The organism is Mycolicibacterium stellerae (assembly GCF_003719305.1).
GTDB classification, from domain to species: domain Bacteria; phylum Actinomycetota; class Actinomycetes; order Mycobacteriales; family Mycobacteriaceae; genus Mycobacterium; species Mycobacterium stellerae.
In genome coordinates, this window is sequence record NZ_RARC01000028.1 from 1 (window position 1) to 26,310 (window position 26,310).

Consider the following 26,310-nt stretch of genomic DNA (forward strand, 5'->3'; position numbering starts at 1 on the left):
CCGTCAGATGTGTATAATCGCCAGCCACCCAACGACCCCACCCTGATGATGCCCCGCCGAAAACGCACCCGCGCAGCCGATCTCGCCGCGGCCATCCAAGCCGAGCGCGACCTAAACAATCGCGACATCCCACCGTTCTGACATGGGTGCTGGTTTGTCAAGGGGCAGGATGAATCGGCGGCCGTGACGGTTGCCGGGGCCGCCGCTTCGTTGACCAGATCGGACTGGTTTGGCGTCGTGTCGACGCTGGGTCAGTCTGAGATGCGCGGGTTGACTACCGCAGGACGGGACTTTGGGCGTGAGCGGGTCGCTTGTCTAGAGTCGAGGGTTAACGCGTTGCAGGACAACGGGTATCCTGATAGAACGGACGCGGATCGCTCGGTCTGACGCTTGCCTTCACCGGTGGTTCCATCTGGATGTTTGTGTCGGTACTCAACCTCTAAAGGCCACAAGGAAGCGATGCGATGCCTCAAACGACGGCTATCCGACGTTGGAGGCGGGCCCGGGAGGACCCGCACACTGACAATTCGGCCAAGTCACTTCCCGGACCCATCAAAAGCCACCCTGCAACTCGCGAACAGCGGCCTCTTGACACAGAGAGGCGCCGTCTAGGGGAGCATCACGCCAGCCCCCGGGCGAATTGGCCGACGCGCGCGATGAACCGGTCGAAGAACGCCGTGGGATCGACGTCAACACCGATGAGCGCATTGGGTTCTCGCCGCCAACGACCAGACCAGTCGGCGATCGTCATGCCGCGGGTCAGTGTGCCGGCCAGCTCGACGTCGACGGTGGCGGGCCGTGTTGTCACGAGCTCCGGATCGAGCGCGACGCCCGCGGCCAACGGATCGTGAAGATGCGCGAGATATCCCTCGCCCTGGTCGTAATGGAACTCGAAGTAGAACCGCATGGCATCCTCGAGCACCCGGATCAACGGATTGGCGGCCGTCGATCGGGTGCCGCGGTCGTCGAGGACGCTCATCGGCGCGGTCCGCGCGTTCGCCTCCGTCGCAAGCCGACCCAGCAGCGCAGGCGTCATCGCGATGTTCTCGGTCAGGTTCAGCCCCAGCACGATCGGCAGATGTCGCGGCGGGTCCAATCCCCATGCGGCAGACCAGACGGCGAAGACCTCCTGCGCGGCCTCGGGATCCACGCTGATGTTCCACTCGGCGACCGGTGTGGTGTTCCCGCGGTACTCGAAGGCGCCGCCCATGATGACCAATCGTCGAAGCAGGGTGGGCAACGCCGGTTCCTGCCGCAGCGCCAGCGCAAGGTTGGTCAGCGGCCCGGTAGCCAACCCGATCAGCTCACCGGGATGTGCGTGCGCGGCCGTGATCCACGCCTGCGCGGCGTCGTGCGCGGTGAGCTGACGATCCGTCGGCGGCAGGGTGGCGTAGCCCAAGCCCTGCGGTCCGTGCGTGTCCTCGGCCGTGCGCAGCGGTGAGCTGACCGGCGTTTCGGATCCCTTGGATACCGGAATGTCCCCGATCCTGCACAGCTCGAGCAGGCCCAGGTTGTTCTGGCAAACCTGTTGCACTCCAACGTTTCCCGCCGTGGACGCGATGCCGACGAGCTCGACGTCGGGGCTGCCGAACAGATAGGCAAGCGCCATCGCGTCGTCGACACCCGTGTCGACGTCTGCGAAGACGGGCTGCGTCACGGCGTCAACCCTACTTCGGCTGGTCGGCTACCAGTGCACGCCGGGCACCAGCCGAACCGCGCGCTTCACCTGGCGCGGCATCCGCACCTTCGCCACCGCCCTTGCCGGCCGCTTCGGCCGTCGCGACGGGCGCTTCGATGCCGGTGCGACGTCCAGCCCGCGGGCCGCCGCCGAATCCGGATACCCCAAATACAGCTGGTGCAGCACGCGGCGGGACAGCTTCGGTGTGAAGTACATGCCGATGTCGGCGAGCGTGCCGATCGGGGTGTCGATCCTCGCGGGCTTCTCCACCAGGCCGCGCACCACCATCGCCGCTGCGTGCTCGGCGGTGATGGGAGGCATTGGGTTGAGCCTGCGTGACGGCGCGATCATCGGCGTCTTCACCAGCGGCATGTGGATGGTGGTGAACGTGATGTGGTCGGAAAGCGTCTCGGTGCCGACCACCTCGGCGAACGCGTCGAGCGCGGCCTTGCTGGGGATATAGGCGCTGTACTTGGGGCTGTTGGCCTGCACCCCGGCACTGGACACGTTCACCACGTGGCCGAAACGGCGCTCGCGCCAATGCGGCAGCAGGGCCAGCACCATGCGAACCGAGCCGAAGTAGTTGACCGCCATGACGCGTTCGTAGTCGTGCAGCCGCTCGGTCGAGGCCGAGATCGACCTTCGGATCGAGCGGCCCGCATTGTTGACGAGGTAGTCGACGTGGTCGAACCGGCCGAGGATGTCCTTCACGGTGTGCTCCACCGACGTGCCGTCGGTGACATCGCACGTGAATGCGTGTGCCTCGCCGCCGGCAGCGCGGATCTCGGCGATCAGGTCGTCGAGCGCTTCGGCGTTGCGGGCAAGTGCGAAAACTGTCGCGCCCCGTTCGGCCACCGCGATCGACGAAGCCCGGCCGATGCCGCTCGACGCCCCGGTGATGATCACGTGCTTGCCGACCAGCGGGCCTGCCGGGTCATCGCGCCTTGCCCGGTCCGGATCGAGATGCTCGGCCCAGTACTGCCACAGCCGCGGCGCATACGACGAAAAGTCGGGGACCGTTATCCCGCTGTCCTGCAACGCTTGTCGGGTGTTATCGGCGGTGAAGGTCGGCATCAGGTCGACGACGTCGAGAATTTCGGCGGGTATCCCCAGCTGCGTCGCCGCCATATTGCGCAGCACCTTGGCGCGACCGGTCGCTCGAAGGAACGGTGTCGCCGCGCCCCGTGGCAGCGAGCCGCGCAGCCGTGGCAGCCCCGCCGCTTTCGAGATGCCGCGATAGATGCCGCGCAGGCCGATGCTGTCGGGGGCGGTGAGATGGAACGTCTGGCCGTCGCGGTCGGGCACATGGATCAGCTCGGCAATGGCGTCGACGACGTAGTCCACGGGAACGATGTTGGAGCGGCCGGTGTCGGGCAACAGCACCGGGGTGAACGACGGCAGCTTGGCCACCTTCGCCAGGATGGGAAAGAAGTAGTACGGGCCGTCGACCTTGTCCATTTCGCCGGTGCGCGAATCACCGACCACCACCGCCGGGCGGTAGATGCGGTAGCGCAGGCCGGGCTCCGAACGCACCAGTAACTCGGCCTCGAACTTGGTCTGGTGGTACGGCGTCGGCAGATCCTGCGCGACGTCGAAATCCTCTTCGATGTACTCGCCGCGATGGGTCCCGGCCACCGCGATCGACGACACGTGGTGCAACGTGGCGCCCAGCCGACGCGCGAGCGCGATCACCGCCCGCGTGCCCTCCACGTTCGCGGCGCGCTGTGCGTCCTCGGCCGCGGTGACGTCGTAGATCGCGGCGCAATGCACCACGTGATCGACGAAGCCCAGCTCGCCGATGGTGTCGTCAGACAGCCCGAGATCATCCGCGGTCAGGTCACCGACCAGCGCCTTGGCCCGATCGCCCCACGCGTGCTCACCTCGGCTGGCGAGCCGCTCGAACCTGGCCAGCGACTCCCGCCGGACAAGGATCCACACCTCGGCTTCGGGGGACCGGTGCAGAATTCGCGACACGACCCGGCGACCAATAAACCCGGTACCGCCGGTAACGACATAGCGCATGCGGGTCATGGTCGTCCGTTGCCCGGCAAACGTCAACGCAGTGTGACGCGGTCGGTTGGGGGCCGATATCGTCTCCAGGCAACCTGAAGGGAGCGTCAATGCCGATCGACCCGAACGCAATAGGTGCGAAAACCGACCCGCAGATCTTCGAATGGACCGACCGAGACACCCTGCTCTACGCGCTCGGCGTCGGTGCGGGCACCGATGACCTCGCGTTCACCACTGAGAACAGCCACGACATCCCGCAGCAGGTGCTGCCGACGTATGCCGTCATCGCCTGCACCGGTTTCGCGGCGGCGGGCAGGATCGGCTCCTTCAACTTTGCGATGCTGCTGCACGGATCCCAGCAGATCCGGCTGTTCGAGCCGCTGCCGGCGGCCGGAAAGCTCAGCGTCGTCGGCGAGGTGGCCGACATCCAGGACAAGGGCGAGGGCCGCAACGCCGTGGTCATGCTCAAAGCGACGGGGACCAACCCCGACACCGGCAAGGTCGTCGCCGAGACGATGGCGACCGCCGTCATCCGCGGCGAGGGCGGCTTCGGCGGGCAACCCGGACAGCGGCCGGTGGCGCCCGAGATTCCCGACCGCGAGCCCGATTCGCGGATCGCACTGCCGACCCGCGAGGATCAGGCCCTGATCTACCGGCTGTCGGGTGACCGCAACCCGCTGCACAGCGATCCGTGGTTCGCGCGCGAGCTGGCCGGCTTCCCCAAGCCGATCCTGCATGGGCTGTGCACCTACGGGGTCGCAGGCCGCGCGCTCGTCGGTGAGCTCGGTGGCGGCGACGCAACGAAGGTCACCGCGATCGCGTCGCGCTTCACCTCACCGGTCTTCCCCGGCGAGACACTCACCACTTCGATCTGGCGCACAGAACCCGGGCACGCGGTGTTCCGCACGGAGGCGGCGAACCCGGACGGCTCCAACGCGCGGCTTGTGCTCGACGACGGCGTCGTCGAATACGCCGACTGAGCCGCAATCGGTGGTACAGGATGTCCACCATGAAGCTGGTCGTTGGATACCTTGCCACTCCCGGAGGCGCAGACGCGGTGGCGCTCGGTGCCCGGCTGGCCCGGACGCTGGGCGCACAGCTGGAGCTGTGCATCGTGCTGCTGCCCGACCGGGCAGCTACGGCGCGCCTGTCGGTCGGTGACTTCAACGACTTGCTCGCCGACCAAGCACAGGAGTGGCTGAGCGATGCGGCGGTGCCAGCCGACGTCGTCGCGCACAGTCATGTCGTCTTCGCCGACTCGTTCGCCGAGGGGCTGCTCCAGGAGGTCGCCCGCCTGGAGGCCGACGCCCTCGTCGTCGGCGGCTCCGGCGGCGGCCTTGCCGGACCCTATTCGTTGGGCTCGGTGGTCAACGAGCTGCTGTACTCGTCGCCGGTTCCGGTTGTCGTGGCGCCCCGAGGGGCGCGGCACTCCGACATCGAGCGGATTCGCGAGGTGACGTGCGCGCTCGGCGAGCGCGCAGGCGCGGACCTGTTGCTGAGCACCGCCGTTCGGTTCAGCAAGGCGGCGGGCACGCCGTTGCGTCTGGCGTCGCTTGTCGCCCTCGATCCGGCGTACGGTCACCTTCGCGGCGATGCGGACGCCGTAAGGGAGAGGGCGCTCGAACATGCCCGACACACACTGCAGACCGCGAAAGATAGCCTGCCCGAAGCCATTCCGGTGACATCGACCATTGTCGACGGGGCCACGGTCGAGGATGCGGTCAGCAAGCTCGACTGGCGCGACGGTGACATGATCATGGTCGGATCGAGCAGGCTCAGCGCACCCAAGCGGCTGTTCCTCGGCTCGACGGCGGCGAAGATGCTTCGGGTTCTCGACGTGCCGATGATGGTCGTTCCGCGAGACCAGCTCGACAGCGACGCCATGCCGTGACTGCAGAGGCGTTTGGTCCGTGCGATAAGTGACCAAAGGCCACTGCCGTCTGGCACCGTGCGGTCATAGCGTGACGTCATGACTGAAGCCATGATCCATCGCGGCATCGTGATTGGTGTCGACGGCTCCGCGGCGTCGAAAGCCGCAATTTCCTGGGCCACGAGCACTGCGGCGATACACAACATGCCACTCACACTTGTGCACGTTGTGGTGCCGGTGGTGCCCACCTCCACGACGTCACCCGAATTCGCCGTCGGGGCTGACTTTTTCAAGTGGCAGGAAGATCAAGCCGTACGCGTTCTCGACGAAGCGCGGGAGACCGTTGCGGCCTCCTCCCATGACGCGTCGCCCCCCATGGTGCACAGCGTCGTCCTGCACGGCGGGGCGGTCGCGACTCTGGTGGACCTGTCCAAGGATGCCGACATGATCGTCGTCGGCTCACGGGGACTGGGTGCGTTCAGCCGGGCCCTCCTCGGGTCGGTCAGTACCGGCCTGGTACATCACGCGCACTGCCCGGTCGCAGTCATCCACGAAGATCCGCCCGCGGTGGCTCCGGATGCGCCCGTGCTGGTTGGGATCGACGGCTCGCCCGCGTCGCTTTCGGCGACCGAGATCGCGTTTGACGAGGCGTCTCGGCGAGGAGTGGACGTAGTGGCGCTGCACGCGTGGCGCGACATCACCACCTCCTACGAGATTCCCGGACTGGACACCGAACAACTCGAGACGGAAGCGCAGCTGGCGCTGTCCGAGCGGCTGGCCGGCTTCGAGGAACGGTATCCCGACGTCAAGGTGCATCGGTTGGTGGTGTGCGATCAGCCGTCTCGCGAGCTGGTCGAGCACGCGAAAAATGCCCAGCTCGTTGTGGTGGGAAGCAAAGGAAGGGGCGGGTTCGCCGGGATGCTGCTTGGCTCGGTCAGCACCGCGATCATCCATGCGGTGAAATCGCCTGCGATCGTCGCACGCCGGCGCTAGCCCGAGCCGAGGGATTACGCGGCAGGAACGGGCGCAAGTCAGGCAGGAATGCGATACCGCAACGGCGCCCAGGTCGGGTTGACTTCAAAAGATGCACATGCGCGCAGCTCGGATGCACGAATACAACGCGCCCTTGCGGCTCGAGGAGATCGAAGTACCCGACATCGGCCGCGACGATGTCCTTATCAAGGTGGCGGCGACAGGCATGTGTCGCAGCGACTGTCAGCTCATCGAGGGCTACTTCACCCAGGGCGCACCGCTGACGGATCCCATCACGCCGGGTCACGAGGTGGCCGGGCGGATCGCCGCCGTCGGCGCCGACGTGCCGCGCACTGCCGGGCTGTCGGAGGGTGATCTCGTGGTGGTCAACCCGAACTGGGGTGACGGAACGTGTCGGCAGTGTCGTGAGGGCAATGAACAGATATGCGGCAACGGGCAGATGGCGGGGTTCGGACCCCCAGGAGGTTTTGCCGAGTACATGCCCGTCCCGTATCGCCACGTCATCGCTGTCCCGGACGGACTCGACCCGAAACCCGAGACGCTTGCACCCCTCACCGATGCAGGGCTCACCCCGTATCGCGGGATGAAGAAGCTGCAGCAGGCGGGAAAGCTCGGCGCGGGCCGAACCGTGGTCGTCAACGGGATTGGTGGCCTCGGCAGCTATGGGGTCCAGTACGCCCGGTTACTGGGTGGCGGTGCGACCGTGGTGGCCTTCGCGCGCAGCGACGAAAAGCTTTCCCTGGCAAAGGAGAACGGCGCACACCACACCGTCAACACGCGCGGCAAGTCCGCCGAAGAGGTGCAGGATGCCCTCGAGGACCTGACGGGTCGGCGTGACGTCGACGCGGTCCTCGACTGCGCAGGAGCCGAGGAGTCGTTGGCGCTCGGGGCCGAGGTTCTGGCCAGAGAGGGCGCGCTCACCTCCGTCGGCCTGATGGGGCAACAAGTGGTCCTACCTCTGCTGCCGTTCACGAATGGAGAAAAGTCCTATTTCGGCTCGTTCTGGGGTAACTACGACGACCTCGCCGAGGTGCTCGCGCTCGCGACCGAGGGACTCATCAAGCACACCATCACGCCGGTCAGCCTGGACGACGTCAACGACAACCTGGACGCGCTTGCCCGCGGGGACATCGTGGGTCGCGCCGTCATCACCTTCGACTAGCGCATCGAACACGTGTTCGACTAGCCTGTTCGGATGGGCTGGCATACCGGGCCGCCGAGCTGGACCGAGATGGAGCGGGTGCTCACGGGCAAACCGCGTCGTGCCGGCTGGCCCATCGACCAGCAGATCGGCGACGGCGGCGACAGCCCGGCCTGGTCCCGCAAGCGTGGAAGCTATCAGCCGCCAGAGTCGCACCGGCGTTCCTCGTCGATCCCCTATGCCGAGTTGCACGCGCATTCGGCGTACAGCTTCCTCGACGGCGCCAGCACGCCGGAGGAACTCGTCGAAGAGGCCGCAAGGCTCGACCTGCGCGCCATCGCCCTGACCGATCACGACGGGCTCTACGGGGTGGTCCGCTTCGCCGAAGCGGCCAGGGAACTCGACGTGCAGACGGTGTTCGGTGCCGAACTGTCCCTCGGCGGCGGCGATCGCACCGAGGAGCCAGACCCCCGCGGGCCGCACCTGCTTGTGCTTGCCCGGGGTCCCGAAGGGTATCGACGGCTGTCGCGCCAGTTGGCGTCGGCGCATCTTGCCGGCGGCGAAAAGGGTGTCCTGCGCTACGACTACGACGCATTGACAGAGGCGGCGGGCGGACGTTGGCAGATTCTGACCGGCTGCCGCAAAGGCCATGTTCGCCAGGCACTTTCCAGCGGAGGACCGGTAGCGGCAGAGAAGGCGCTCGCCGATCTGGTGGACCGGTTCGGCAGCGACCGGGTCAGCATCGAGCTCACCCACCACGGGCATCCTCTCGACGACGAGCGCAACGGCGCACTCGCGGAATTGGCACCCCGGTTCGGTCTCGGCGTCGTCGCCACCACCGCCGCCCATTTCGCCGAGCCGTCCCGAGGGCGGCTGGCGATGGCCATGGGGGCGATCCGGGCCCGCAACTCGATCGACGAAGCGGCGGGCTACCTTGCCCCGCTTGGTGGTTCACACTTGCGCTCGGGGGAGGAGATGGCGCGGGTCTTCGCGCAATTCCCCTTGGCTGTGACCGCCGCTGCGAACCTCGGTGAGCAGTGCGCCTTCGAGCTGGCGCTGATCGCCCCGAAGTTGCCGCCGTTCGATGTGCCCGACGGGCACACCGAGGACAGCTGGCTGCGGCACCTGGTCATGACCGGCGCCGGAAACCGATACGGGCCGCCCGAGCGGGCGCGGCGCGCATACGAACAGATCGAGCACGAGCTGAAAATCATCGAGCAGCTGACCTTCCCCGGTTATTTCCTTGTGGTGCACGACATCACCCGGTTCTGCAGGGAGAACGGCATCCTCGCCCAGGGCAGGGGATCGGCGGCCAACTCGGCGGTCTGCTACGCCCTCGGTGTCACCAACGTCGATCCGGTCGCCAACGAACTGCTGTTCGAGCGGTTTCTGTCCCCGGCAAGAGACGGCCCACCCGATATCGACATCGACATCGAATCGGACCTGCGGGAGAAGGCCATTCAGTACGTCTACGACCGCTACGGCCGCGACTATGCCGCCCAGGTCGCCAACGTCATCACCTACCGCGGCCGCAGCGCGGTGCGCGACATGGCCCGCGCGCTGGGATTCTCGCAAGGCCAGCAGGACGCGTGGAGCAAGCAGATCGGCCAGTGGGGCAACCTCACCGAATCTACCCATGTCGAGGATGTCCCCGAACCGGTCATCGACCTGGCTGTGCAGATCTCGAACCTGCCGCGGCACATGGGCATCCACTCCGGCGGCATGGTGATCTGCGACCGGCCGATTGCCGACGTCTGCCCGGTGGAGTGGGCGCGGATGGAGAACCGCAGCGTGCTGCAGTGGGACAAGGACGACTGCGCGGCAATCGGTTTGGTGAAGTTCGACCTTCTCGGCCTTGGCATGCTCTCTGCCCTGCACTACTGCATCGATCTGGTCGCCGAGCACAAGGGCATCGACGTCGACCTGGCCAAGCTCGACCTCTCCGAACAGGCGGTGTACGAGATGCTGCAGCGCGCCGATTCCGTCGGCGTTTTCCAGGTGGAGTCACGCGCACAGATGGCTACGCTGCCCCGGCTGAAGCCGCGGGTGTTCTATGACCTGGTCGTCGAGGTGGCGCTGATCCGGCCGGGGCCGATCCAAGGCGGATCAGTGCATCCCTACATCAAGCGCAGAAATGGCGAGGAGCGCGTTACCTACGACCACCCGTCGATGGAGGCTGCGCTGCGAAAAACATTGGGTGTTCCGCTGTTTCAGGAGCAGCTCATGCAGCTCGCGGTCGACTGCGCCGGCTTCTCCGCCGCCGAGGCCGACCAGTTGCGCCGTGCGATGGGGTCAAAGCGGTCGACCGAGCGGATGCAAAGGCTGCGTGGCCGATTCTATGACGGTATGCGCGAACGGCACGGCATCACCGGCGACGTGGCCGACCGGATCTACGAGAAGCTGGAGGCATTCGCCAACTTCGGCTTCCCGGAAAGCCATTCGCTGTCCTTTGCCTCGCTGGTGTTCTACTCGTCGTGGTTCAAGCTGCACCACCCCGCCGCGTTCTGCGCCGCGCTGCTGCGGGCGCAGCCGATGGGCTTCTACTCGCCGCAGACGTTGGTGGCCGACGCGCGTCGCCACGGTGTCACCGTGCACGGTCCGGATGTCAACGCCAGCCTCGCGCACGCGACGCTGGAAAAGGTGGGCACCGAGGTGCGGCTGGGTATCGGCAGTGTCCGCCACATCGGCGACGAGCTGGCCGAGAAGATCGCCGAGGAGCGAAAAGCCAACGGGTCATTCGGTTCTCTGCTTGATCTGACCGGCCGGGTACAGCTCTCCGTTCCGCAGACCGAAGCGCTCGCGACGGCGGGTGCGCTTGCCTGCTTCGGCATCACCCGACGCGAAGGACTGTGGGCCGCTGGCGCGGCCGCCACCCAGCGGCCGGACCGGCTGCCTGGTGTCGGGGCGTCGTCACACGTTCCGACCCTGCCGGGGATGACCGAGCTGGAACTGGCGGCCTCCGATGTTTGGGCCACCGGGATCTCGCCGGACAGCTACCCCACCCAATTCCTGCGGGCGGATCTCGACGCGATGGGAGTCGTCACGGCAGACCGGCTGCTGTCGGTGCCCGACGGAACCCGGGTGCTGGTGGCAGGGGCGGTGACACACCGGCAGCGGCCCGCGACGGCGCAGGGCGTGACGTTCATCAACCTCGAGGACGAGACCGGCATGGTCAACATCCTGTGTTCGCAGGGGGTTTGGAAGCGCTACCGCAAGCTGGCGCAGACCGCGTCGGCCATGGTGATCCGTGGTCAGGTGCAGAACGCCACCGGCGCGGTCACCGTCGTCGCCGACCGGCTCGGCAAGCTCGATATGCGGATCGCGTCGCGCAGCCGCGACTTCAGGTAGGGCTCTTGATCCACCTCCACTGCGTCGACCACCAGGCGGTAGCGCCGGGCAGGGAATCGCGCACGGCGCCGACAACGCCCGGCCACCATTCGGCATTGAAATCGTCTCCGGACAGCCAACCCCCGACGCGGATCTTCGGCGCCCACGCCGCGATATCAGCCGAGACGCTGGCGTAGTCGTGGCGCGCGTCGATGTGCACCCAGGCCAGTGACCGGTCGGGAAACAATTGCGAAGCCGCAACCGAGTCGCTGATGAGCAGTTGCACCAGATCGGCTGCGCCGCAGGCGATCACGTTGCGGTGCAGCAGGCCCGCGAAGGTCCCGCCGCCGTACTCGACCGCGGGACCGTGCGCATTGGTGTCTCCCCGGCCCTCGGCACCGCTGCCCCGCGCGGTGTCGACGCCGATGAGCGTTATGTCGAGGCCGCTGTCGCGAACCACCTCGGCCAGCGAGCAGATGCTCTTACCCAGATAGCAGCCCACCTCGGCGAACCGGCTCCCGTCGCCGAAGTGGGCGACCGCCTCCTCCTGGGCGCTGCGCCATTGGAACCAGCCCGGGATGTCCTGCCATCGTCGGACCGGGCGCTCGAAATCGGATTCGGTATGCATGTCAGCCCTCGGTCGGTGTGGTCCACACCTTGTCGATGCTGATCTTCAGCCGGGTGTTGTAGTCACCCATCGCGTCGGCGAGACCGAACTGCGTGGCATCGGCCTGGTACTTCTTCCAGTACGGGCCGTCCTCGCGCGGGTCGGATTCCGTCGCCTCGACCGTCGCCTCGCCGCCGACCACGATGACGCCCCCGCCATTGCCATCGGAGTCCAGGTTCAGGCTCACCCGCGGGTGGCTTGAGATGTGCCTGACCTTGGCGGCATCGGGCATCGAGTAGACGACGATGTCGGTGCCGTCAAAGTAGAACCACACCAGCTTGGGTACCGGCTGACCGGATCTGGCCACCGTGGTCAGCCACCCGGAGTGGTCGGCTTGAAGCCTGCTGGACACTTCTTGTGTGAATTCGACTGCCATAGAAGCGAATGTAATCTCGCTAGTGTTTATCCTATGAACCTCAACTTGAGCGTCGATGACGTCCTGACGACCACCCGCTCGGTGCGCAAGCGGCTCGATCTGGAGAAGCCGGTGCCGCGCGAGGTGCTGATGGAGTGTCTCGACTTGGCGCTGCAGGCGCCGACGGGTTCCAATGCCCAGGGTTGGCAGTGGGTGTTCGTCGACGACCCGGAGAAGAAGAAGGCGCTCGCCGACATCTACCGGCACAACGCCACTCCTTATCTCGACCGGGAGCGACCGACGCGCGGCGATGTCCGCGATGACCAGATCGGCGCCATGACGAGTTCGGCGAAGTACCTCAACGAACACCTTCACGAGGTGCCGGTGATGTTGGTGCCGTGCCTCGAGGGAAGTCCCGACGATGCGGTAGCGGGCAGCGCCGGGTTCTGGGGGTCACTTCTGCCCGCGGTGTGGAGTTTCATGCTTGCGCTGCGCTCGCGCGGCCTCGGGTCGGCGTGGACGACGCTGCATCTGGCCGGAAAGGGCGAGAAGCTGGCCGCCGAGGTCCTCGGCATTCCGTTCGAGGAGTACCGCCAGGGCGGCCTGTTCCCGATCGCCTACACCAAGGGCACCGACTTCAAGCGGGCCAACCGCCTGCCCGCCGAGCAGTTCACGCACTGGAATGGGTGGTGACTAGATCGATCCGGTGAAACCATGCTGGCGCCATGCCTCGTAGACGGCGACCGCCGCGGCGTTGGACAGGTTCAGTGATCGCCTGCCCGCCAGCATCGGAATCCGCACCCGAGAGGTGATGTGCGGGTCGGCCAGTGTCGCGTCATCCAGACCGGTGGGCTCGGGGCCGAACATCAACACGTCGCCGGGTTGGTAGGCGATGTCGGAAAACGACGCCGTCGCGTGCGCTGTGAATGCGTACACCTGCGTCGGCGCGATCGCGTCCCACGCTGTCGCGAGGTCGGTGTGCACGGTCACCGATGCGAGGTCGTGGTAGTCCAGGCCCGCCCGGCGCAGCTTGGGTTCGGACAGCTCGAACCCGAGCGGCTCGACGAGGTGCAGCTCGCAGCCCGTCGCCGCGACCATGCGGATCGCGTTGCCGGTATTGGGTGCGATGCGGGGCGAGAAGAACATCACTTTGAACACAACCCGCCATTTTTCCTGCAAAGCACCCCCGCCGGGACGGGGGTGCTTCGATCGTTCGATTGTCAGGACTTGGTAGCGGCCTTCCGGCGCGTTTCCTGCGCCTTGGCCTTCGCGCGAGCCTTCTCGGCCTCGGCCTCTTTACGGGCTGCCTCAAGCTGATTGGAGGCCTTGTCGACCTGTGCCCGACCCTCTTCCTGAAGATCACTGCGGCTCAGGATCAAACCGATGACCTGCTTGGTGAATCCGATGGCGCCCGAGATTGGCAGTCGTCGCAAGTACCCCCCATTGGCATTTGCTAAGACGTCGACTAAGGGTGTTATGGCAGCACCCCCGAACCTTGGCTGTTCAGTAAGAATTGTGGAAACGCCCGCCTGCTACTGGCATACTCGATCAATTGCCAGGCGATGAACGCCAGCCCGCAAAGGGGCAAAATCAGCAGGAAGCGTTATGAACCTCGCTCATGTAGGAAAAGACCGGCCAGCGGCCGGTAGCGCGGTGGTGCAGCAATGACCACGTTCACCCAGCAAGACCTGGTGGACGGGCTGGTCACCGACGATGATGCCCAGGCGCAGGGTCGACCGAAACGACCCTCCCGATGGTCGCTGAAGAATTGGCCGGTCCGTTGGAAGGTCTTTGCGATTGCTTTGGTGCCGCTAATTCTGGCCGGCGCCTTTGGCGGCTTGCGCATCTACTCCAATGTGGTCGAAGCACGTGATCTGCAACGCGCGGCTGACCGTGCCGAAATGGTGCCGGCAATCGTTAGCTACATGAACGCCCTCAACGGTGCGCTGTTGGCTCCTGCCGCCGGCGGCGACGTGCAAGCCGCGATCGGCGCCTTCGACTCCAGCCGCGCCGCACTTCAGCGTCGGGTCAACGGCACCGCCGATGTGCCGCAGGATGTCCAGAAGGGCGTCAACAGCATGCTCGAGGGCGGGCAGGCGCAGGTGAACAAGATCGGCAACAGCGTCCCCCTGATCGACCGGGTGACCACCTACGTGCCGATCCTGCTGACCGCCGAGGACGCCATCACCGGATTGGTCCGGGTTGACGACCAAACCATCCGCGCCCAGGCGCAGGGCCTCAGCCGCGCTGTCGGCGCCCGCGGGCTGATGATGATGGAGCAGCTCGTCGTCAACGCAGGCGCCGAGCTGCCCGACCCTGAGCTGCGCTCCCGGCTGATCGCCGTGGCAGGCACCGAGCCGTCGACGCTGTTAGGCATGGCCCAGGTGCTGGGCGTCGGCTCGCCGGAAGCCAAGCAGTTGCAGCGCGAGTACATCCACCGCACGGCCCTCATCTCGGACCCCAATGTGCCGATCGTCGGCAATCCCGAACTCCTCGGATCGCTGCAGACCACGGATCGGGTCGCGGCCACCTTGATCGACAAGACGGCGCCCTCGATAACCGGCGCCGTCGCCGACCAGGCTGCGGCGGCGCGCACGGAAGCCATCCGCGATTCGGCGATCGTTCTCGCCGCGATCCTGCTGGCCCTGCTGCTGGTCACGCTGGTGGCCCGGTCGCTGATCCGTCCCTTGCGCACGCTGCGCGACAGCGCCCTTCGGGTGGCGCATGACGACCTGGCGCGCGAAATCGACCGGGTGCGCTCCGGCGAGGAGCCAGGACCCGTCGAGCCGATCCCGGTGCACACCACCGAAGAGGTCGGCCAGGTCGCCCACGCCGTCGACGAACTGCACGAGCAGGCAGTCTTGCTGGCCGGTGAGCAGAGCCGGCTTCAGCTGCAGGTCAGCGACATGTTCGAGACGCTCTCGCGGCGCAGCCGCACGCTGGTCGACCAGCAGCTCTCGCTCATCGACCGGCTGGAGCGCAACGAGGAGGACCCGGATCGGCTGGAGAGCCTGTTCCGGCTCGATCACCTGGCCGCCCGGATGCGCCGAAACGGAGCCAACCTGTTGGTCCTCGCGGGCTCGAAGGTGCCGCGCGAGCAGGCCGAGCCGGTGCCCGTCGCGGCCCTCATCAACGCCGCCGCGTCCGAGGTCGAGGACTACACCCGCGTCGTGACCGCGACGGTGCCCGCCAGCGAGATCATCGGATCGGTCGCGGGTGACCTCGTGCACCTGCTCGCCGAGCTGCTCGACAACGCGCTGCGCTATTCGCCGCCGATCTCGCAGGTGCGGGTGTCGGCCGTGCACACGGGAAACGGCGGGCTGGTCATCGAGGTCAGCGACATCGGGCTCGGAATGACCGAGTCCGATCTGCGAGTGGCCAACACGCGCCTGCAGTCCGGTGGCGAGGTGACGCCCTACACCGCACGACACATGGGTCTGTTCGTGGTCGGCAGGCTGGCCCAGCAGCACGGACTGGTGGTTCGACTGCGCAGCACCATTGCGGGAGAAGCGAACTCGGGCACCACCGCCGGGGTATACGTGCCGTCGGAGCTGCTTCTGCGCGCAGGCATGCGCGACCAGTTCGACACCGGCCAGCAGAGCACCCCAACCGATGTGCATTCGGGGATGGCGACCGCGATGGGCCTCGGTGAGGCCGATAACGACTACAACGAATACAACAACTATGCCGACCACGGCGACGAGGTCGGCGCGGGTCAGCTCAACGGGCACTCCGAACTGCCCGTCACGCTGTTGCCGCAACGCAGCCCCGGTGCCAGCGGCATCTCAGGGTCCCCGGCGGAGGGGGATCTGGCGCCGGTGCCCGAGGCCGAGTACGAGGACGACGACGAGTCGGAGCTCGCCTACGACGACGAGTACGACGACGGGTACGCCGACGAGCCAGTGGTCGCCTACGACGACGAGACCGACCAGGAGGCTGACGACGAGGCGTTGGAGGAGCGGGTCGCAACACCGCTGCGGCAGGCGCCCGTCGACACCTCCGCGTTCTTCGCCTCCCGCGGCCAGGCGTCGGTCAACGGCACCAATGGCGCACACGAGCCTGAACCCGAGCCGGCGCCTCAGGTGTTGCCGCAGATCGCCGAGGAAGCCTCCTCGACGACGTCGGGGGCCGACGATGCGATCTATCAGCGGATGCTCTCGGAGTGGTTGGTCGATCCGTCCGACCTGGCCAACAGCAGTGACCTGAACTGGGAGTCGGTCTGGGATCACGGTTGGTCGGTGGCAGAAGCGGCCGCCGACGCCCCGGTCGAGACGCACACCGAGCACGGGCTGCCGATGCGCGATCCCGGCGCCCGCCTGGTGCCGGGCACGGCGGCGGGCCCGCAGGCGCGTCACGCTGCCAACGAGGTGCACTCCAACGGGGGAGCGCACCGCAGCCATGATGACGATGACGAGGTAGAGTCGGCGGCCGAACTCGGTACCGGAGCGCAAGCGGTACCGGTGCGCGATCCTGAGGCTGTTCGCGCGAGCATGAGCAGCCATTTCGGCGGCGTGCACGCCGCGCGGGCGCACGCCCAGGAGACCAGAGGAACCGATAACGAATGACCTTTCCGGAGGGCAGGAGCGCAAGTTCGACGCAGCGCGATTCGCTCGACTGGCTGGTCTCGAAGTTCGCCCGCGACGTATCCGGTGTCACCCACGCGGTTCTGGTGTCCGCGGACGGTCTGCTGATGGCCGCCAGCGAGCACATGCCGATCGAGCGGGCAGACCAGCTCGCTGCGGTGGCGTCTGGCCTGGCCAGTCTGTCGACCGGTGCGTCGCAACTCTTCAACGGCGGCTACGTGTTGCAGTCCGTCGTCGAGATGGAGAACGGCTACTTGCTGCTGATGCGCGTCGGCGACGGCTCCAACCTCGCGACGCTGGCCACTACCGGATGCGACATCGGCCAGATCGGCTACGAGATGGCGATGCTGGTCGAGCGGGTCGGCAGCGTCGTCCAGTCGCCACGACGAGCACCACAACACTCGTGAGCGACGCGTGGACGATCTCGAGCGTTTCGCCCAAGACGACCAGCCGAGCCTGGTACGGCCATACACGCTGACGGCGGGGCGCACCGACTCGCGCGTCAGCCTTCCGCTGGAGGCCCCGATCGAGGCCGTGGTCTCCGACACGCCGGGGCGATGGCCGGGAAACGATGTGCGGGCGCAGATTTGCGCGATGTGCGGGAACAGCCCGTCGGTCGCCGAGATTGCCGCCCGACTATCGTTACCCGTCGGCGTGGCCCGTGTGCTGATCGGTGACCTCGTGGCCGCAGGTCATCTCCGGGTACGCACCACCTTGACCGATCGGTCGAGCATCGACGAACGGCGTGAACTGATAGGAAGGACCCTCCGTGGCTTACGCGCACTCTGAGGGCCACGAAAAGGCGTCGACGAAGATCGTCATCTCCGGCGGTTTCGGGGTTGGCAAGACCACGTTCGTCGGTGCGGTCTCCGAGATCATGCCGCTGCGCACCGAGGCGATCGTCACCAATGCATCCGCTGGGCTCGACGGCATCGAGCTCACACCGGATAAGCGGACGACGACGGTGGCGATGGACTTCGGCAGGATCACGCTGGATGAGAGCCTTGTGCTTTATCTGTTCGGCACCCCGGGTCAGCGACGGTTCTGGTTCATGTGGGACGACCTGGTCCGCGGTGCGATCGGCGCCATCATCCTGGTGGACTGCCGCCGTCTTCAGGACAGCTTCGCGGCGGTGGACTTCTTCGAGGCCCGGCACATGCCTTTCCTCATCGCGATCAACGAATTCGACGGCGCGCCAAGGCATGCCCCGCACGAGGTGCGCAAGGCGCTGGCGCTGTCCGATGAAATCCCGATCATCACCGTGGACGCAAGGGATCGGCACTCCTCGACGGCGGCGCTGATCGCCGTCACGGAGTACGCGCTGAACGTGCTTCCGTCAGTACCCGGCTGAGCGCGTGACCGAAGCCGAAACCGTTTGGACTGAACGGGAATTCGTCGAGCACGATTTTCGTGACGAGGACCTGAATCGGCTGCGGACCGAACGCGCCGTGTTCACCGAATGCGACTTCAGCGGTGTCGATCTCGGTGAGTCAGAACATGTCGGGTCGGCTTTCCGTAACTGCAAGTTCCGCCGGACAACGTTGTGGCACAGCACGTTTCGTCATTGCAGCTTGCTCGGTTCGGTATTCACCGAATGTCGGCTGCGACCGGTGACGTTCGTCGAGGTGGACTTCACATTGGCGGTGCTCGGCGACTGCGACCTGCGTGGCGTCGACCTGTCGGATTGCCGGCTGAGCGAGACCAGCCTGGTGAAGGCGGATCTGCGCAAGGCGGTGTTACGTCGCGCGGATCTGCGCGGAGCCCGCACGCAGGACGCCCGACTGGAGGAAGCCGACCTGCGGGGCGCGCGCATCGACCCGACGCTGTGGACCACCGCCTCCGTGCGGGGCGCGCGGATCGATATCGAGCAGGCGCTGGCCTTTGCCGCCGCTCACGGGCTCGACGTGCACGGCGAGTAAGACGCCCGGTGGGCTCAGCCAGGAGCCTGCGTGCAGAAGTTTCCGCGCGCGGCCCGCACCACGACGGCGGCCTGATCGGGGTTTGCGCCGTAGAGTGACGCGGTCTGGTCGATTGCGCCCTGGGTGCCCGAACCGGTGTAGAGCAGGCGGCACGCCCCGCGACCCGCCATCAGCAATGTGTCATCGTCGACGGGCCATGCGCCGCGGACCGCGCCGAGGTAGTTGTTGTCCTCGGAGGTCAGCGGGATCGGCCACGCCGATGCCGTCGCGGCGGTCGCGCCCAACAATGCTCCTGCGGCAGCCGCCGCGGCGATCAGGCGAACGCCCTGCTTCCTTGCAGACATAGCTGTCCATCCATTCTTCGATATGCCAAGTCGGCGTCGCGCACGTGAATCGTGGCTACGTAAACCCAGCCTAGCGCGTGTCTGAGGGTGCTCAGTGCACCAATTTCCTACGGCCTCAAACGCGGCTGCACAGAATTAGCCAACCGACAGCGCCAGCAAGCTATTTGCCCTTGAGCCGGATCTTCCATCGGACAAAGCTCAAGTAGCCGACGCAGATACACCCGAGCATGCCGATGTTGAACCACCACGCGCCGGGGGTGTGCCGCCAATGCGAGTCCTGCGGCGTCAGCGGACCCGGTACCAGCCGTAGGAGATCGATCGTCGACGCGGTGCTGGCGAATCCCCACCGGGCAGGCGTGACCCACGACAACTGGTCGAGCCCGATGCGGCCCGTCACCGGGATCATGCCGCCCTGGAACACCAGCTGCGACATGATCGCGATCACCAGCAGCGGCATGATCTGCTCGTTCGATTTGGCCAACGCCGACAGCGCCAGGCCGACCATCGCCGCGGCCACACAGCAGGCCGCCATGTCGGTGAACAATTCGAGGCTCCGGTTGGGGATCACCGCGCCACTGGTGACGGCGCCGGGGCCCCACTTCTTGCCCCAGATGTTGATGCCGGTGACGATGCTCGCCTGCAACACCGCGAACGCGGCGAAGACGAAGACCTTGGCCATCAGGTAGGCGGTGGTGGACAACCCGACGGCCTGCTCGCGCAGGAAGATCGCCCGCTCGCCGATCAGTGCGCGAATTGTCAGCGCCGTGCCCATGAAGATGGCGCCGACGTTGAGCAGCACCAGGATCTGGCCCGGTTCGTTGGGCGCTTCACCGCCCTGTATCGCGGGAACGGGCACGCCGAAGCCGACGTCTCCCGGCACCGAAAGCGAAAGCACGCCCATGATGAACGGCAGAAACGCCAGGAAGATGAAGTAACCGCGGTCGGAGATGATCAGCCTCATCTGGCGCCGCGCGATCGTGGAGAACTGTCGTCGCACGCTGGTGCGCGTCGGGTTGCCGAGATCCGCAGGCGTTTGCGCGGGCGGCTGCGGCGGCGTGGGCCCGGTCGCAGCGATGTATCGCTGGTAGGCCGCGTCCGGGTCGCGCGCGACCCCGCTGAAGATGTCGGCCCAGTTCGTCGTGCCCATCGCGGCGCCGATCTGGCTGGGTGGCCCGCAGAATGCGGTCTTGCCGCCCGGCGCCAGCAGCAACACCTGATCGCACACGTCGAGGTAGGACAGCGAGTGGGTGACGACAAGCACGACGCGGCCCGCGTCTGCGAGCTGGCGCAGCATCGTCATGACCTGCCGGTCCAGCGCGGGGTCAAGGCCTGACGTCGGCTCGTCCAGGATCAACAGCGACGGACCGGTCAGCAGTTCCATTGCCACGGATGCGCGCTTGCGCTGACCACCCGAGAGCTTGTCGACGCGGGTCTTGCGGTGCTGCGTCATCTCGAGTTCCTCGAGCACCTGCGCGACGACCCGCTCGCGGTCCTCTTTGTTGGTGTCCGGCGGCAGCCGCAGCTCGGCCGCGAACATCAGCGCTTGCTCCACGGTCAGCTGGCCGTGCACCACGTCGTCCTGGGGCACCATCCCGATCCGGGACCGCAGCGATGCGTACTCGGCGTGGATGTCGTGGCCCTCGAAGGCCACCGTGCCCTCCGTCGGGTGGGTGTAGCCGGCGACCAACCGCGCGAAGGTGGACTTGCCGGCGCCCGACGGCCCGATCACGGCCGTCAATGTGCCGGGCCGCGCCGTCAGCGAGATGTTGTGCAGCAGCGTCTTGTTGCCCTCGATGGTCCACGTGACGCCGTGCACGTCAAGGCCGCCGGTGCCGCTGGCCGCGGTGGTCTCGGTGCGGCGGACCAGAGTGCCGCCACGGAACACCAGGTCGACGTTGCCGATGGTGACCGTATCGCCCTCGTTCAGCAGGGCGCTTTCGACGCGCGACCCGTTGACGAACGTCCCGTTGATGCTGCGGTTGTCGCGGATCTCGGTGCCCGTGCCGGTCGGCACCAGGGTCGCGTGATGGCGCGACGCCAGCACGTCGGAGATGACGATGTCGTTGTCGGTGTTGCGGCCGATTTTGACCGAGCCCGGCGCGGAGGAGTCCGCGGGACGGCCGGGCCGCAGGATCTTCAGCATGCTCGTCGCGAGGTTGCCCTCGCTGGAGCGCGGTGCGGCCATCGGGCCGATCGCCGTCACCGACTCGAGAGCCGGCTGGGACAGCGGCTGCGCCGCCTGCTGCGATACGACGCTCGGCGGACGGGCGGGCTGCGGCTGGGAGCCGGTGTAGCTCGGCTGCGGGGCGCTCGGGTAGCGCGGCTGCTGGGTAGACGGGTAGGGCGGCTGCTGACCGGTGGTGTACGGCTGCGGTCGGGAGACGGGCGGTTGTTGCGTGGACGGCGGCGGCTGGCTGGGCCAGCTGCCGCTCGGGCGGCCGGTGACCGGGATCGACGTCGTCGGCGGCCTGCCGGTGGCCTGCTGCCTGCCCACCTCGAACGTCAGCGCGGGACCGTCCGGGTTGCCGATGTTGATGTTCTGGCCGTCTTGGATGTCGACGGTCGGCACCCGGCGGCCGTTGACGTACATCCCGTTGAGGCTGCCGTTGTCGATGGCTATCCACCGGCCCTGATCGAACCGCAGCACCAGGTGTGCCCGGGAGATCAGTGGGTGGGCGATGCGGACGTCGGCGCGAAGGTCGCGACCGATGACGACATCGTTTCCAGCGGCGAAGGTGCGTGCTGACCCGTCGTTGCGAACGGTCAGCGCGGGCGGGGCTGGGCGGCTCATCGCGACCAACTCTATAGGTATCGCGTTGTTTCTACGGTGCGGTTAGGGAGGTCGGACGTCGGTCCGGCGACCCGGTCACCACGCAGTGGGTGTGGCTGTAAATGGTGGCCATGCATTTGTTGCAGTGCGTGCACGCCGAAAGCACGCTGTGCGCGTCGCCGTCGTCGCGGATGCGGTTGATCAGGTCGGGCTCGGCGAGCAGCGCCCGTCCCATCGCGACGAAGTCGAACCCCTCGGCCATCGCCAGGTCCATGGTCTCGCGGTTGGTGATGCCGCCGAGCAGGATCAGCGGTGTCGTCAGCTCCGCGCGGAATTTCTTGGCGTCGCGCAGCAGAAACGCCTCCCGATAAGGGTATTCGCGCAGGAACTTCTTGCCGGTCATCCGGATGCCCCACCTCAGCGGCGGCTTGAATGCGCCCGCGAACTCCTTGATCGGGGCATCCCCGCGAAACAGGTACATCGGGTTCACCAGCGAGCTGCCCGCGGTGAGCTCGATGGCGTCCAGTCCGCCGTCCTCCTCCAACCACTTGGCCGTCTGGATGGACTCGTCGAGCGAGATGCCGCCCCGGACTCCGTCGGTCATCGTGAGCTTGGCGGTGACGGCGATCGGGGTGCCTTCCTTCTCCACGGCTCGGCGCACGGCCATCACCATGCCGCGCGCGACCTTGGCGCGGTTCTCCAGAGAGCCGCCGAACTCGTCGTCACGCCTGTTGATCAGCGGGCTGAGGAAGGAGCTCGCAAAATAGTTGTGGCCAAGATGGATCTCGACGGCATCGAATCCCGCCTCGATCGCGAACCGCGCCGCGGCGGCGTGCGCGTCGATGATGTCACGGATGTCGTCGCGACCGGCCTTCTTGGCGAACCGCATCGACAGCGGGTTGAAGAACCGCACGGGTGCGTAGGCGGTCGCCTTCGTCGTGCGGGCGTTGGCGACGGGCCCGGCATGGCCGATCTGCGCGCTGATTGCCGCGCCTTCGGCGTGGATCGCATCGGTCAGCCGGCGCAGGCCTGAGATGGCCTCGGGACGCCACCAGATCACATTGCCCTCGGTGCGCCCACCTTTCGACACCGCAAGGTAGGCGACCGTCGTCATGCCGACCCCGCCTGCGGCGGGCAGCCGGTGATAGGTGATCAGGTCGTCGGTGACGAGCGAGTCGGGGGTGGCCGCCTCGAAGGTGGCCGCCTTGATGATGCGGTTGCGCAGCGTCACCGGGCCGAGCTTGGCCGGGGCGAACACACTGGCTGCAGACTCCATGGCCGCAAGACTGCCATAGCGACATGTCAGACTGGCTGCCGTGGGTGCGATCACTTTGGACGGTAAGGCAACCCGGGACGAGATATTCGTCGACCTCTCCGAACGGGTGGCGGCGCTGACCGCCGCGGGACGGACGCCGGGCCTTGGCACGGTGCTGGTCGGAGACGACCCAGGCTCGCAGGCCTATGTGCGCGGCAAGCACGCCGACTGCGCGAAGGTCGGGATCACGTCGATCCGCCGCGATCTGCCTGCCGACATCAGCCAGGCCGAGCTCGACGAGACCATCGACGAGCTGAACGCCAATCCCGAATGCACCGGCTACATCGTGCAGCTGCCGCTGCCCAAGCACCTCAACGAGAACGCCGCGCTTGAGCGGCTCGACCCCGGCAAGGACGCCGACGGGCTGCATCCGATGAACCTGGGCCGGTTGGTGCTCAATGAGCCGGCACCGCTGCCGTGCACACCGCGCGGCATCGTGCACCTGCTTCGGCGCTATGAGGTGGAGATCGCGGGCGCCGGGGTGGTGGTGATCGGCAGGGGCGTCACGGTGGGCCGACCGCTCGGGCTGTTGCTCACCCGGCGATCCGAGAACGCCACGGTGACGTTGTGCCACACCGCAACTCGACATCTCCCGCAGTTGACCCGGGAGGCCGACATCGTCATCGCCGCCGCAGGCGTGCCGCACATGGTGACGGGCGAGATGGTCCGGCCCGGCGCCGCCGTCGTCGACGTCGGCGTCAGCCGCGACGAGAACGGGAAGCTGGTCGGTGACGTGGCGCCCGACGTGTGGGACGTGGCGGGCCACGTGTCCCCGAACCCCGGCGGTGTCGGCCTGCTGACAAGGGCGTTCCTGTTGGTCAACGTCGTCGAGTTAGCCGAGCGCGTCCGATGAAGCTGTTCCGCGGTCAGTGGCCGATCCTGCTGGTTGGCCTCATCTTCCTGGCCGCGTTCGGCTTGGTGATCGCCGGATACTGGCGTCGCGGCGCTCTGGTGCTCGGTATCGGCGTCGCCGTCGCGGCGGCCCTTCGGCTTGCGCTCTCCGACGATCGCGCGGGTCTGCTGGTGGTTCGCAGCAAGGGCATCGACCTCTTCACCACGACGACGGCCAGCGCGGCCGTTCTCTACATCGCCGCGACGATCGACCCGTTGGGCACCAGCTAGATTCCTGCCTGCCAGGCAAACTTGCCCGCTGTGCAAGTTCCGGTACGGTGGGGGTATGACCGGACTTCGGGAGCGAAAGAAGCTAGACACCCGGCGAGCGCTGAGCGACGCCGCGCTGAAGCTCGCATTCGAAAACGGCCTCGAATCGGTGACGCGGGAGGCCATCGCGGAACTGGCGGGCGTCTCGCTGCGGACCTTCAACAACTACTTCACCGGAAAGTACGAGGCGCTGGCCTACCGCCAGACCGAGCGCCTGCGCCGCAGCATCTCCGTGCTGAGGGAGCGTCCAGCCGACGAGCCGCTGTGGACGTCGATCACCGAAGCCGTGATCGCGCCGCTGGAGGAAGACTTCCGCGACGCAACCGGTGAGGAAAACAAGATCCCGAGCCGCACCGAGCTCGCCGAGGTCCGAAAGCTGTTGATGAGACCCGAGATCCGTGACGCCGCGAACAAGGAGCTGTTCGACGAGTGGATGGCGGTGATCGCGCAGCGGACCGGCACCGACCCGGATCGCGACATCTACCCCCGGCTCGTCAGCGCCGTGGTCCGTGCCGTCGGCGACGCGGCGACGGAGCTCTACGTGAGGGCGGATCCTCCCGTCCCCATCACGACGCTGATCCGCAGCGGTTTCGCCGAGGTGGCCGCCGGTCTACCCGCACCCGTCAAGACCACGAGGAGAAAGAAATGACCGTCGAATCCGCCGACGTCGTCATCGCAGGCGCCGGACCCAACGGCCTGATGCTGGCGTGCGAGCTGGCGCTTGCGGGTGTACGTCCGGTCGTTCTCGACAGGCTGCCTGCACCGAGTGACGAGCCGAAGGCCAACGGCCTTGTCGGACAAGTGATCCGGCAACTCGATATGCGCGGCCTCTACCATGCGTTCGGCGGCGACGAGGGCCCGCCGACGCCGGCGTACGGCTGGATGTTCGCGGGGGTGTCGCTGAACTTCCTCGGCATCGAGAACAACCCGATGTACGCACTGCTCATCCAGCAACCGCGGTTGGTCCGCCTGCTTGAGAAGCGGGCGCGTGATCTCGGGGTCGACGTTCGATGGGGTCACGCGCTGACCGCATTGCACGCGGGCGAGCAGAACGTCGCGCTGACAGTGGCGACCGAGGGGCGGGCCTACCGCATGGACGCCACCTACCTGGTTGGCGCCGACGGCGGTCGCAGCATGGTGCGCAAGTCCGCAGGCATCGGCTTTCCCGGCGCCACGTCGCCGATCGTCAGCAGAATCGCCCACGTCCACCTGCCCGAAGAGCTCCTGGTGGCTGGCCGCGGTTACGAGATTCCGGGTTTCGGCCTTCTGCCGTTCGGCCACAACAGGTTCACCGACGGCACCGTCATCGCTTTTCCGCTCGACCCAACCCGGCCGTTGCTGGGGTCAGTGGAGTACGGCTGGACGGTAGGCAGTGCCGAGGGGCCGATGTCGCTCGACGAGCTCCGCGACAGCCTCCGTCGCATCATCGGCGCCGACGTACCGCTGCAGCCGCCGAAAGGGCCGGGCCCGCACGCGCTGCGCCGCATCGACGGGATAAATTCCCGTCAAGCCGACCGCTACCGCGCAGGCCGGGTGTTACTGGTCGGGGATTCCGCGCACGTGCACTCCCCGATGGGCGGTCCAGGACTGAACCTCGGCATGCAGGACGCCGTCAACCTCGGCTGGAAACTTGCCGGCGTGCTCAACGGTTGGGCGGCTGCGGATCTGCTCGACACCTACGAGTCTGAGCGCTACCCGGTGGGGCAGCGGGTGATGATGCATTCGCAGGCTCAGCTCGCGCTTGCGGCGCCGGGACCCGAAGTCGCCGCGCTACGAGAGCTTTTCGGCGAGCTGGTGGGCAAGCCGGACGTCACAACACACTTGGCCGGGCTGCTTGCCGGCTCCGACGTCCGCTATGACGTCGGTGACGACCATCGGCTGTCCGGCCTGATGGTGCCAGAGCTCGTCCTCGACGACGGCCGCCGGGCCGCCGAGTTGCTGCACGATGCCCGACCGGTGCTTCTCGACCTTTCCGGCGGCGCCGCAGAGGTGGCAGCGGCCGGGTGGGCAGACCGAGTGAGCGTTGTGACGGCCTCGATGGCCGACGGACCGGCCGCATTGCTCATCCGTCCCGACGGCTACGTCGCCTGGGCCGCAGACACATTCGGTGCCGATGACGCGGCAACGCTGCGGGCCGCGCTGACGCGCTGGTTCGGCGACGGCTGACCGCGATGCGT

24 protein-coding genes are annotated in these 26,310 nt (G+C 67.0%); 15 read left to right on the forward strand and 9 right to left on the reverse strand.

Going from position 1 to position 26,310, the window contains the following annotated elements:
• Nucleotides 1–619: 619 nt before the first annotated feature.
• Together D6M19_RS25915 and D6M19_RS25920 are read right to left on the reverse strand one after the other, a co-directional pair.
• Entirely contained in the window at nt 620–1,657 is a 1,038-nt protein-coding gene (locus D6M19_RS25915) for a nucleoside hydrolase (RefSeq protein ID WP_123028151.1), read from the reverse strand.
• A 27-nt stretch (nt 1,658–1,684) separates the two neighbouring features.
• On the reverse strand, nt 1,685–3,700 hold the full coding sequence (locus D6M19_RS25920) for an SDR family oxidoreductase (protein WP_206428640.1): 2,016 nt from the start codon (nt 3,698–3,700) through the stop codon (nt 1,685–1,687).
• Nucleotides 3,701–3,798: 98 nt separating this feature from the next.
• On the opposite strand from D6M19_RS25920, the gene D6M19_RS25925 reads away from it, so the two are divergent.
• From D6M19_RS25925 to D6M19_RS25945, 5 genes are all read left to right on the forward strand, one after another.
• The gene (locus D6M19_RS25925; RefSeq protein ID WP_123028153.1) at nt 3,799–4,668 is read left to right on the forward strand and encodes a MaoC/PaaZ C-terminal domain-containing protein; all 870 of its coding nucleotides are present in this window, start codon (nt 3,799–3,801) and stop codon (nt 4,666–4,668) included.
• A gap of 29 nt (nt 4,669–4,697) precedes the next feature.
• Complete coding sequence (locus tag D6M19_RS25930) at nt 4,698–5,579, forward strand: universal stress protein (protein ID WP_123028223.1); 882 nt, start codon at nt 4,698–4,700, stop codon at nt 5,577–5,579.
• A gap of 78 nt (nt 5,580–5,657) precedes the next feature.
• Nucleotides 5,658–6,551: a universal stress protein gene (locus tag D6M19_RS25935; protein WP_123028154.1), complete on the forward strand. Its 894-nt coding sequence runs from the start codon at nt 5,658–5,660 to the stop codon at nt 6,549–6,551.
• 97 nt (nt 6,552–6,648) lie between these two features.
• Nucleotides 6,649–7,713 (forward strand): NAD(P)-dependent alcohol dehydrogenase, encoded by a 1,065-nt coding sequence (locus D6M19_RS25940; protein WP_234835050.1) that lies wholly within the window; start codon nt 6,649–6,651, stop codon nt 7,711–7,713.
• A 33-nt stretch (nt 7,714–7,746) separates the two neighbouring features.
• Nucleotides 7,747–11,040, forward strand: coding sequence for an error-prone DNA polymerase (locus D6M19_RS25945; protein ID WP_123028156.1), 3,294 nt, complete (start codon nt 7,747–7,749; stop codon nt 11,038–11,040).
• On the opposite strand, the gene D6M19_RS25950 is transcribed toward D6M19_RS25945, so the two are convergent.
• Together D6M19_RS25950 and D6M19_RS25955 are read right to left on the reverse strand one after the other, a co-directional pair.
• Nucleotides 11,033–11,647 carry a class I SAM-dependent methyltransferase gene (locus D6M19_RS25950; RefSeq protein WP_123028157.1) on the reverse strand — a complete coding sequence of 205 codons (615 nt, stop codon included), beginning with the start codon at nt 11,645–11,647 and terminating at the stop codon, nt 11,033–11,035. The two genes, D6M19_RS25945 and D6M19_RS25950, sit on opposite strands and share 8 nt — an antisense overlap.
• Nucleotide 11,648: 1 nt before the next feature.
• Entirely contained in the window at nt 11,649–12,062 is a 414-nt protein-coding gene (locus D6M19_RS25955) for a TIGR03667 family PPOX class F420-dependent oxidoreductase (RefSeq protein WP_123028158.1), read from the reverse strand.
• Nucleotides 12,063–12,095: 33 nt separating this feature from the next.
• On the opposite strand from D6M19_RS25955, the gene D6M19_RS25960 reads away from it, so the two are divergent.
• Nucleotides 12,096–12,734, forward strand: a complete 639-nt coding sequence (locus tag D6M19_RS25960) for a nitroreductase family protein (RefSeq protein ID WP_123028159.1) — start codon at nt 12,096–12,098, stop codon at nt 12,732–12,734.
• On the opposite strand, the gene D6M19_RS25965 is transcribed toward D6M19_RS25960, so the two are convergent.
• Together D6M19_RS25965 and D6M19_RS25970 are read right to left on the reverse strand one after the other, a co-directional pair.
• Nucleotides 12,735–13,199 (reverse strand): tRNA (cytidine(34)-2'-O)-methyltransferase, encoded by a 465-nt coding sequence (locus tag D6M19_RS25965; protein WP_123028224.1) that lies wholly within the window; start codon nt 13,197–13,199, stop codon nt 12,735–12,737. It lies immediately after the preceding gene.
• Between the two features lie 62 nt (nt 13,200–13,261).
• Nucleotides 13,262–13,465: a CsbD family protein gene (locus D6M19_RS25970; protein ID WP_234835053.1), complete on the reverse strand. Its 204-nt coding sequence runs from the start codon at nt 13,463–13,465 to the stop codon at nt 13,262–13,264.
• Between the two features lie 240 nt (nt 13,466–13,705).
• Between D6M19_RS25970 and D6M19_RS25975 the strand changes: the two genes are divergently transcribed.
• From D6M19_RS25975 to D6M19_RS25995, 5 genes are read left to right on the forward strand one after another with little or no spacing between them, the layout of a single operon-like run.
• Nucleotides 13,706–16,606 (forward strand): HAMP domain-containing sensor histidine kinase, encoded by a 2,901-nt coding sequence (locus D6M19_RS25975; protein WP_123028161.1) that lies wholly within the window; start codon nt 13,706–13,708, stop codon nt 16,604–16,606.
• Complete coding sequence (locus tag D6M19_RS25980) at nt 16,603–17,031, forward strand: roadblock/LC7 domain-containing protein (RefSeq protein ID WP_123028162.1); 429 nt, start codon at nt 16,603–16,605, stop codon at nt 17,029–17,031. Before D6M19_RS25975 ends, D6M19_RS25980 begins: the two co-directional genes overlap by 4 nt.
• A 7-nt stretch (nt 17,032–17,038) precedes the next feature.
• The gene (locus tag D6M19_RS25985; protein ID WP_123028163.1) at nt 17,039–17,413 is read left to right on the forward strand and encodes a DUF742 domain-containing protein; all 375 of its coding nucleotides are present in this window, start codon (nt 17,039–17,041) and stop codon (nt 17,411–17,413) included.
• Nucleotides 17,394–17,975 (forward strand): GTP-binding protein, encoded by a 582-nt coding sequence (locus tag D6M19_RS25990; protein WP_123028164.1) that lies wholly within the window; start codon nt 17,394–17,396, stop codon nt 17,973–17,975. The genes D6M19_RS25985 and D6M19_RS25990 overlap by 20 nt, the downstream gene beginning before the upstream one ends.
• Nucleotides 17,976–17,979: 4 nt before the next feature.
• Complete coding sequence (locus D6M19_RS25995) at nt 17,980–18,543, forward strand: pentapeptide repeat-containing protein (protein ID WP_123028165.1); 564 nt, start codon at nt 17,980–17,982, stop codon at nt 18,541–18,543.
• A gap of 14 nt (nt 18,544–18,557) precedes the next feature.
• Here the strand turns inward: D6M19_RS25995 and D6M19_RS26000 are convergent, their stop codons facing one another.
• From D6M19_RS26000 to D6M19_RS26010, 3 genes are all read right to left on the reverse strand, one after another.
• The gene (locus D6M19_RS26000; protein ID WP_123028166.1) at nt 18,558–18,887 is read right to left on the reverse strand and encodes a DUF732 domain-containing protein; all 330 of its coding nucleotides are present in this window, start codon (nt 18,885–18,887) and stop codon (nt 18,558–18,560) included.
• 160 nt (nt 18,888–19,047) lie between these two features.
• Complete coding sequence (locus tag D6M19_RS26005) at nt 19,048–21,678, reverse strand: FHA domain-containing protein (RefSeq protein WP_123028167.1); 2,631 nt, start codon at nt 21,676–21,678, stop codon at nt 19,048–19,050.
• Nucleotides 21,679–21,709: 31 nt separating this feature from the next.
• Nucleotides 21,710–22,933, reverse strand: coding sequence for an NADH:flavin oxidoreductase (locus D6M19_RS26010; protein ID WP_123028168.1), 1,224 nt, complete (start codon nt 22,931–22,933; stop codon nt 21,710–21,712).
• A 40-nt stretch (nt 22,934–22,973) separates the two neighbouring features.
• Between D6M19_RS26010 and D6M19_RS26015 the strand changes: the two genes are divergently transcribed.
• Genes D6M19_RS26015 through D6M19_RS26030 form a run of 4 tightly spaced genes read left to right on the forward strand, consistent with a single transcriptional unit; the run spans nt 22,974 to nt 26,299 of the window.
• On the forward strand, nt 22,974–23,825 hold the full coding sequence (locus D6M19_RS26015; protein ID WP_206428641.1) for a bifunctional methylenetetrahydrofolate dehydrogenase/methenyltetrahydrofolate cyclohydrolase: 852 nt from the start codon (nt 22,974–22,976) through the stop codon (nt 23,823–23,825).
• Nucleotides 23,822–24,094, forward strand: a complete 273-nt coding sequence (locus D6M19_RS26020; RefSeq protein ID WP_123028170.1) for a DUF3017 domain-containing protein — start codon at nt 23,822–23,824, stop codon at nt 24,092–24,094. The genes D6M19_RS26015 and D6M19_RS26020 overlap by 4 nt, the downstream gene beginning before the upstream one ends.
• A 55-nt stretch (nt 24,095–24,149) precedes the next feature.
• Nucleotides 24,150–24,782 carry a TetR/AcrR family transcriptional regulator gene (locus D6M19_RS26025; RefSeq protein WP_123028171.1) on the forward strand — a complete coding sequence of 211 codons (633 nt, stop codon included), beginning with the start codon at nt 24,150–24,152 and terminating at the stop codon, nt 24,780–24,782.
• Nucleotides 24,779–26,299, forward strand: a complete 1,521-nt coding sequence (locus D6M19_RS26030) for an FAD-dependent monooxygenase (protein ID WP_123028172.1) — start codon at nt 24,779–24,781, stop codon at nt 26,297–26,299. The genes D6M19_RS26025 and D6M19_RS26030 overlap by 4 nt, the downstream gene beginning before the upstream one ends.
• Nucleotides 26,300–26,310: the final 11 nt, after the last annotated feature.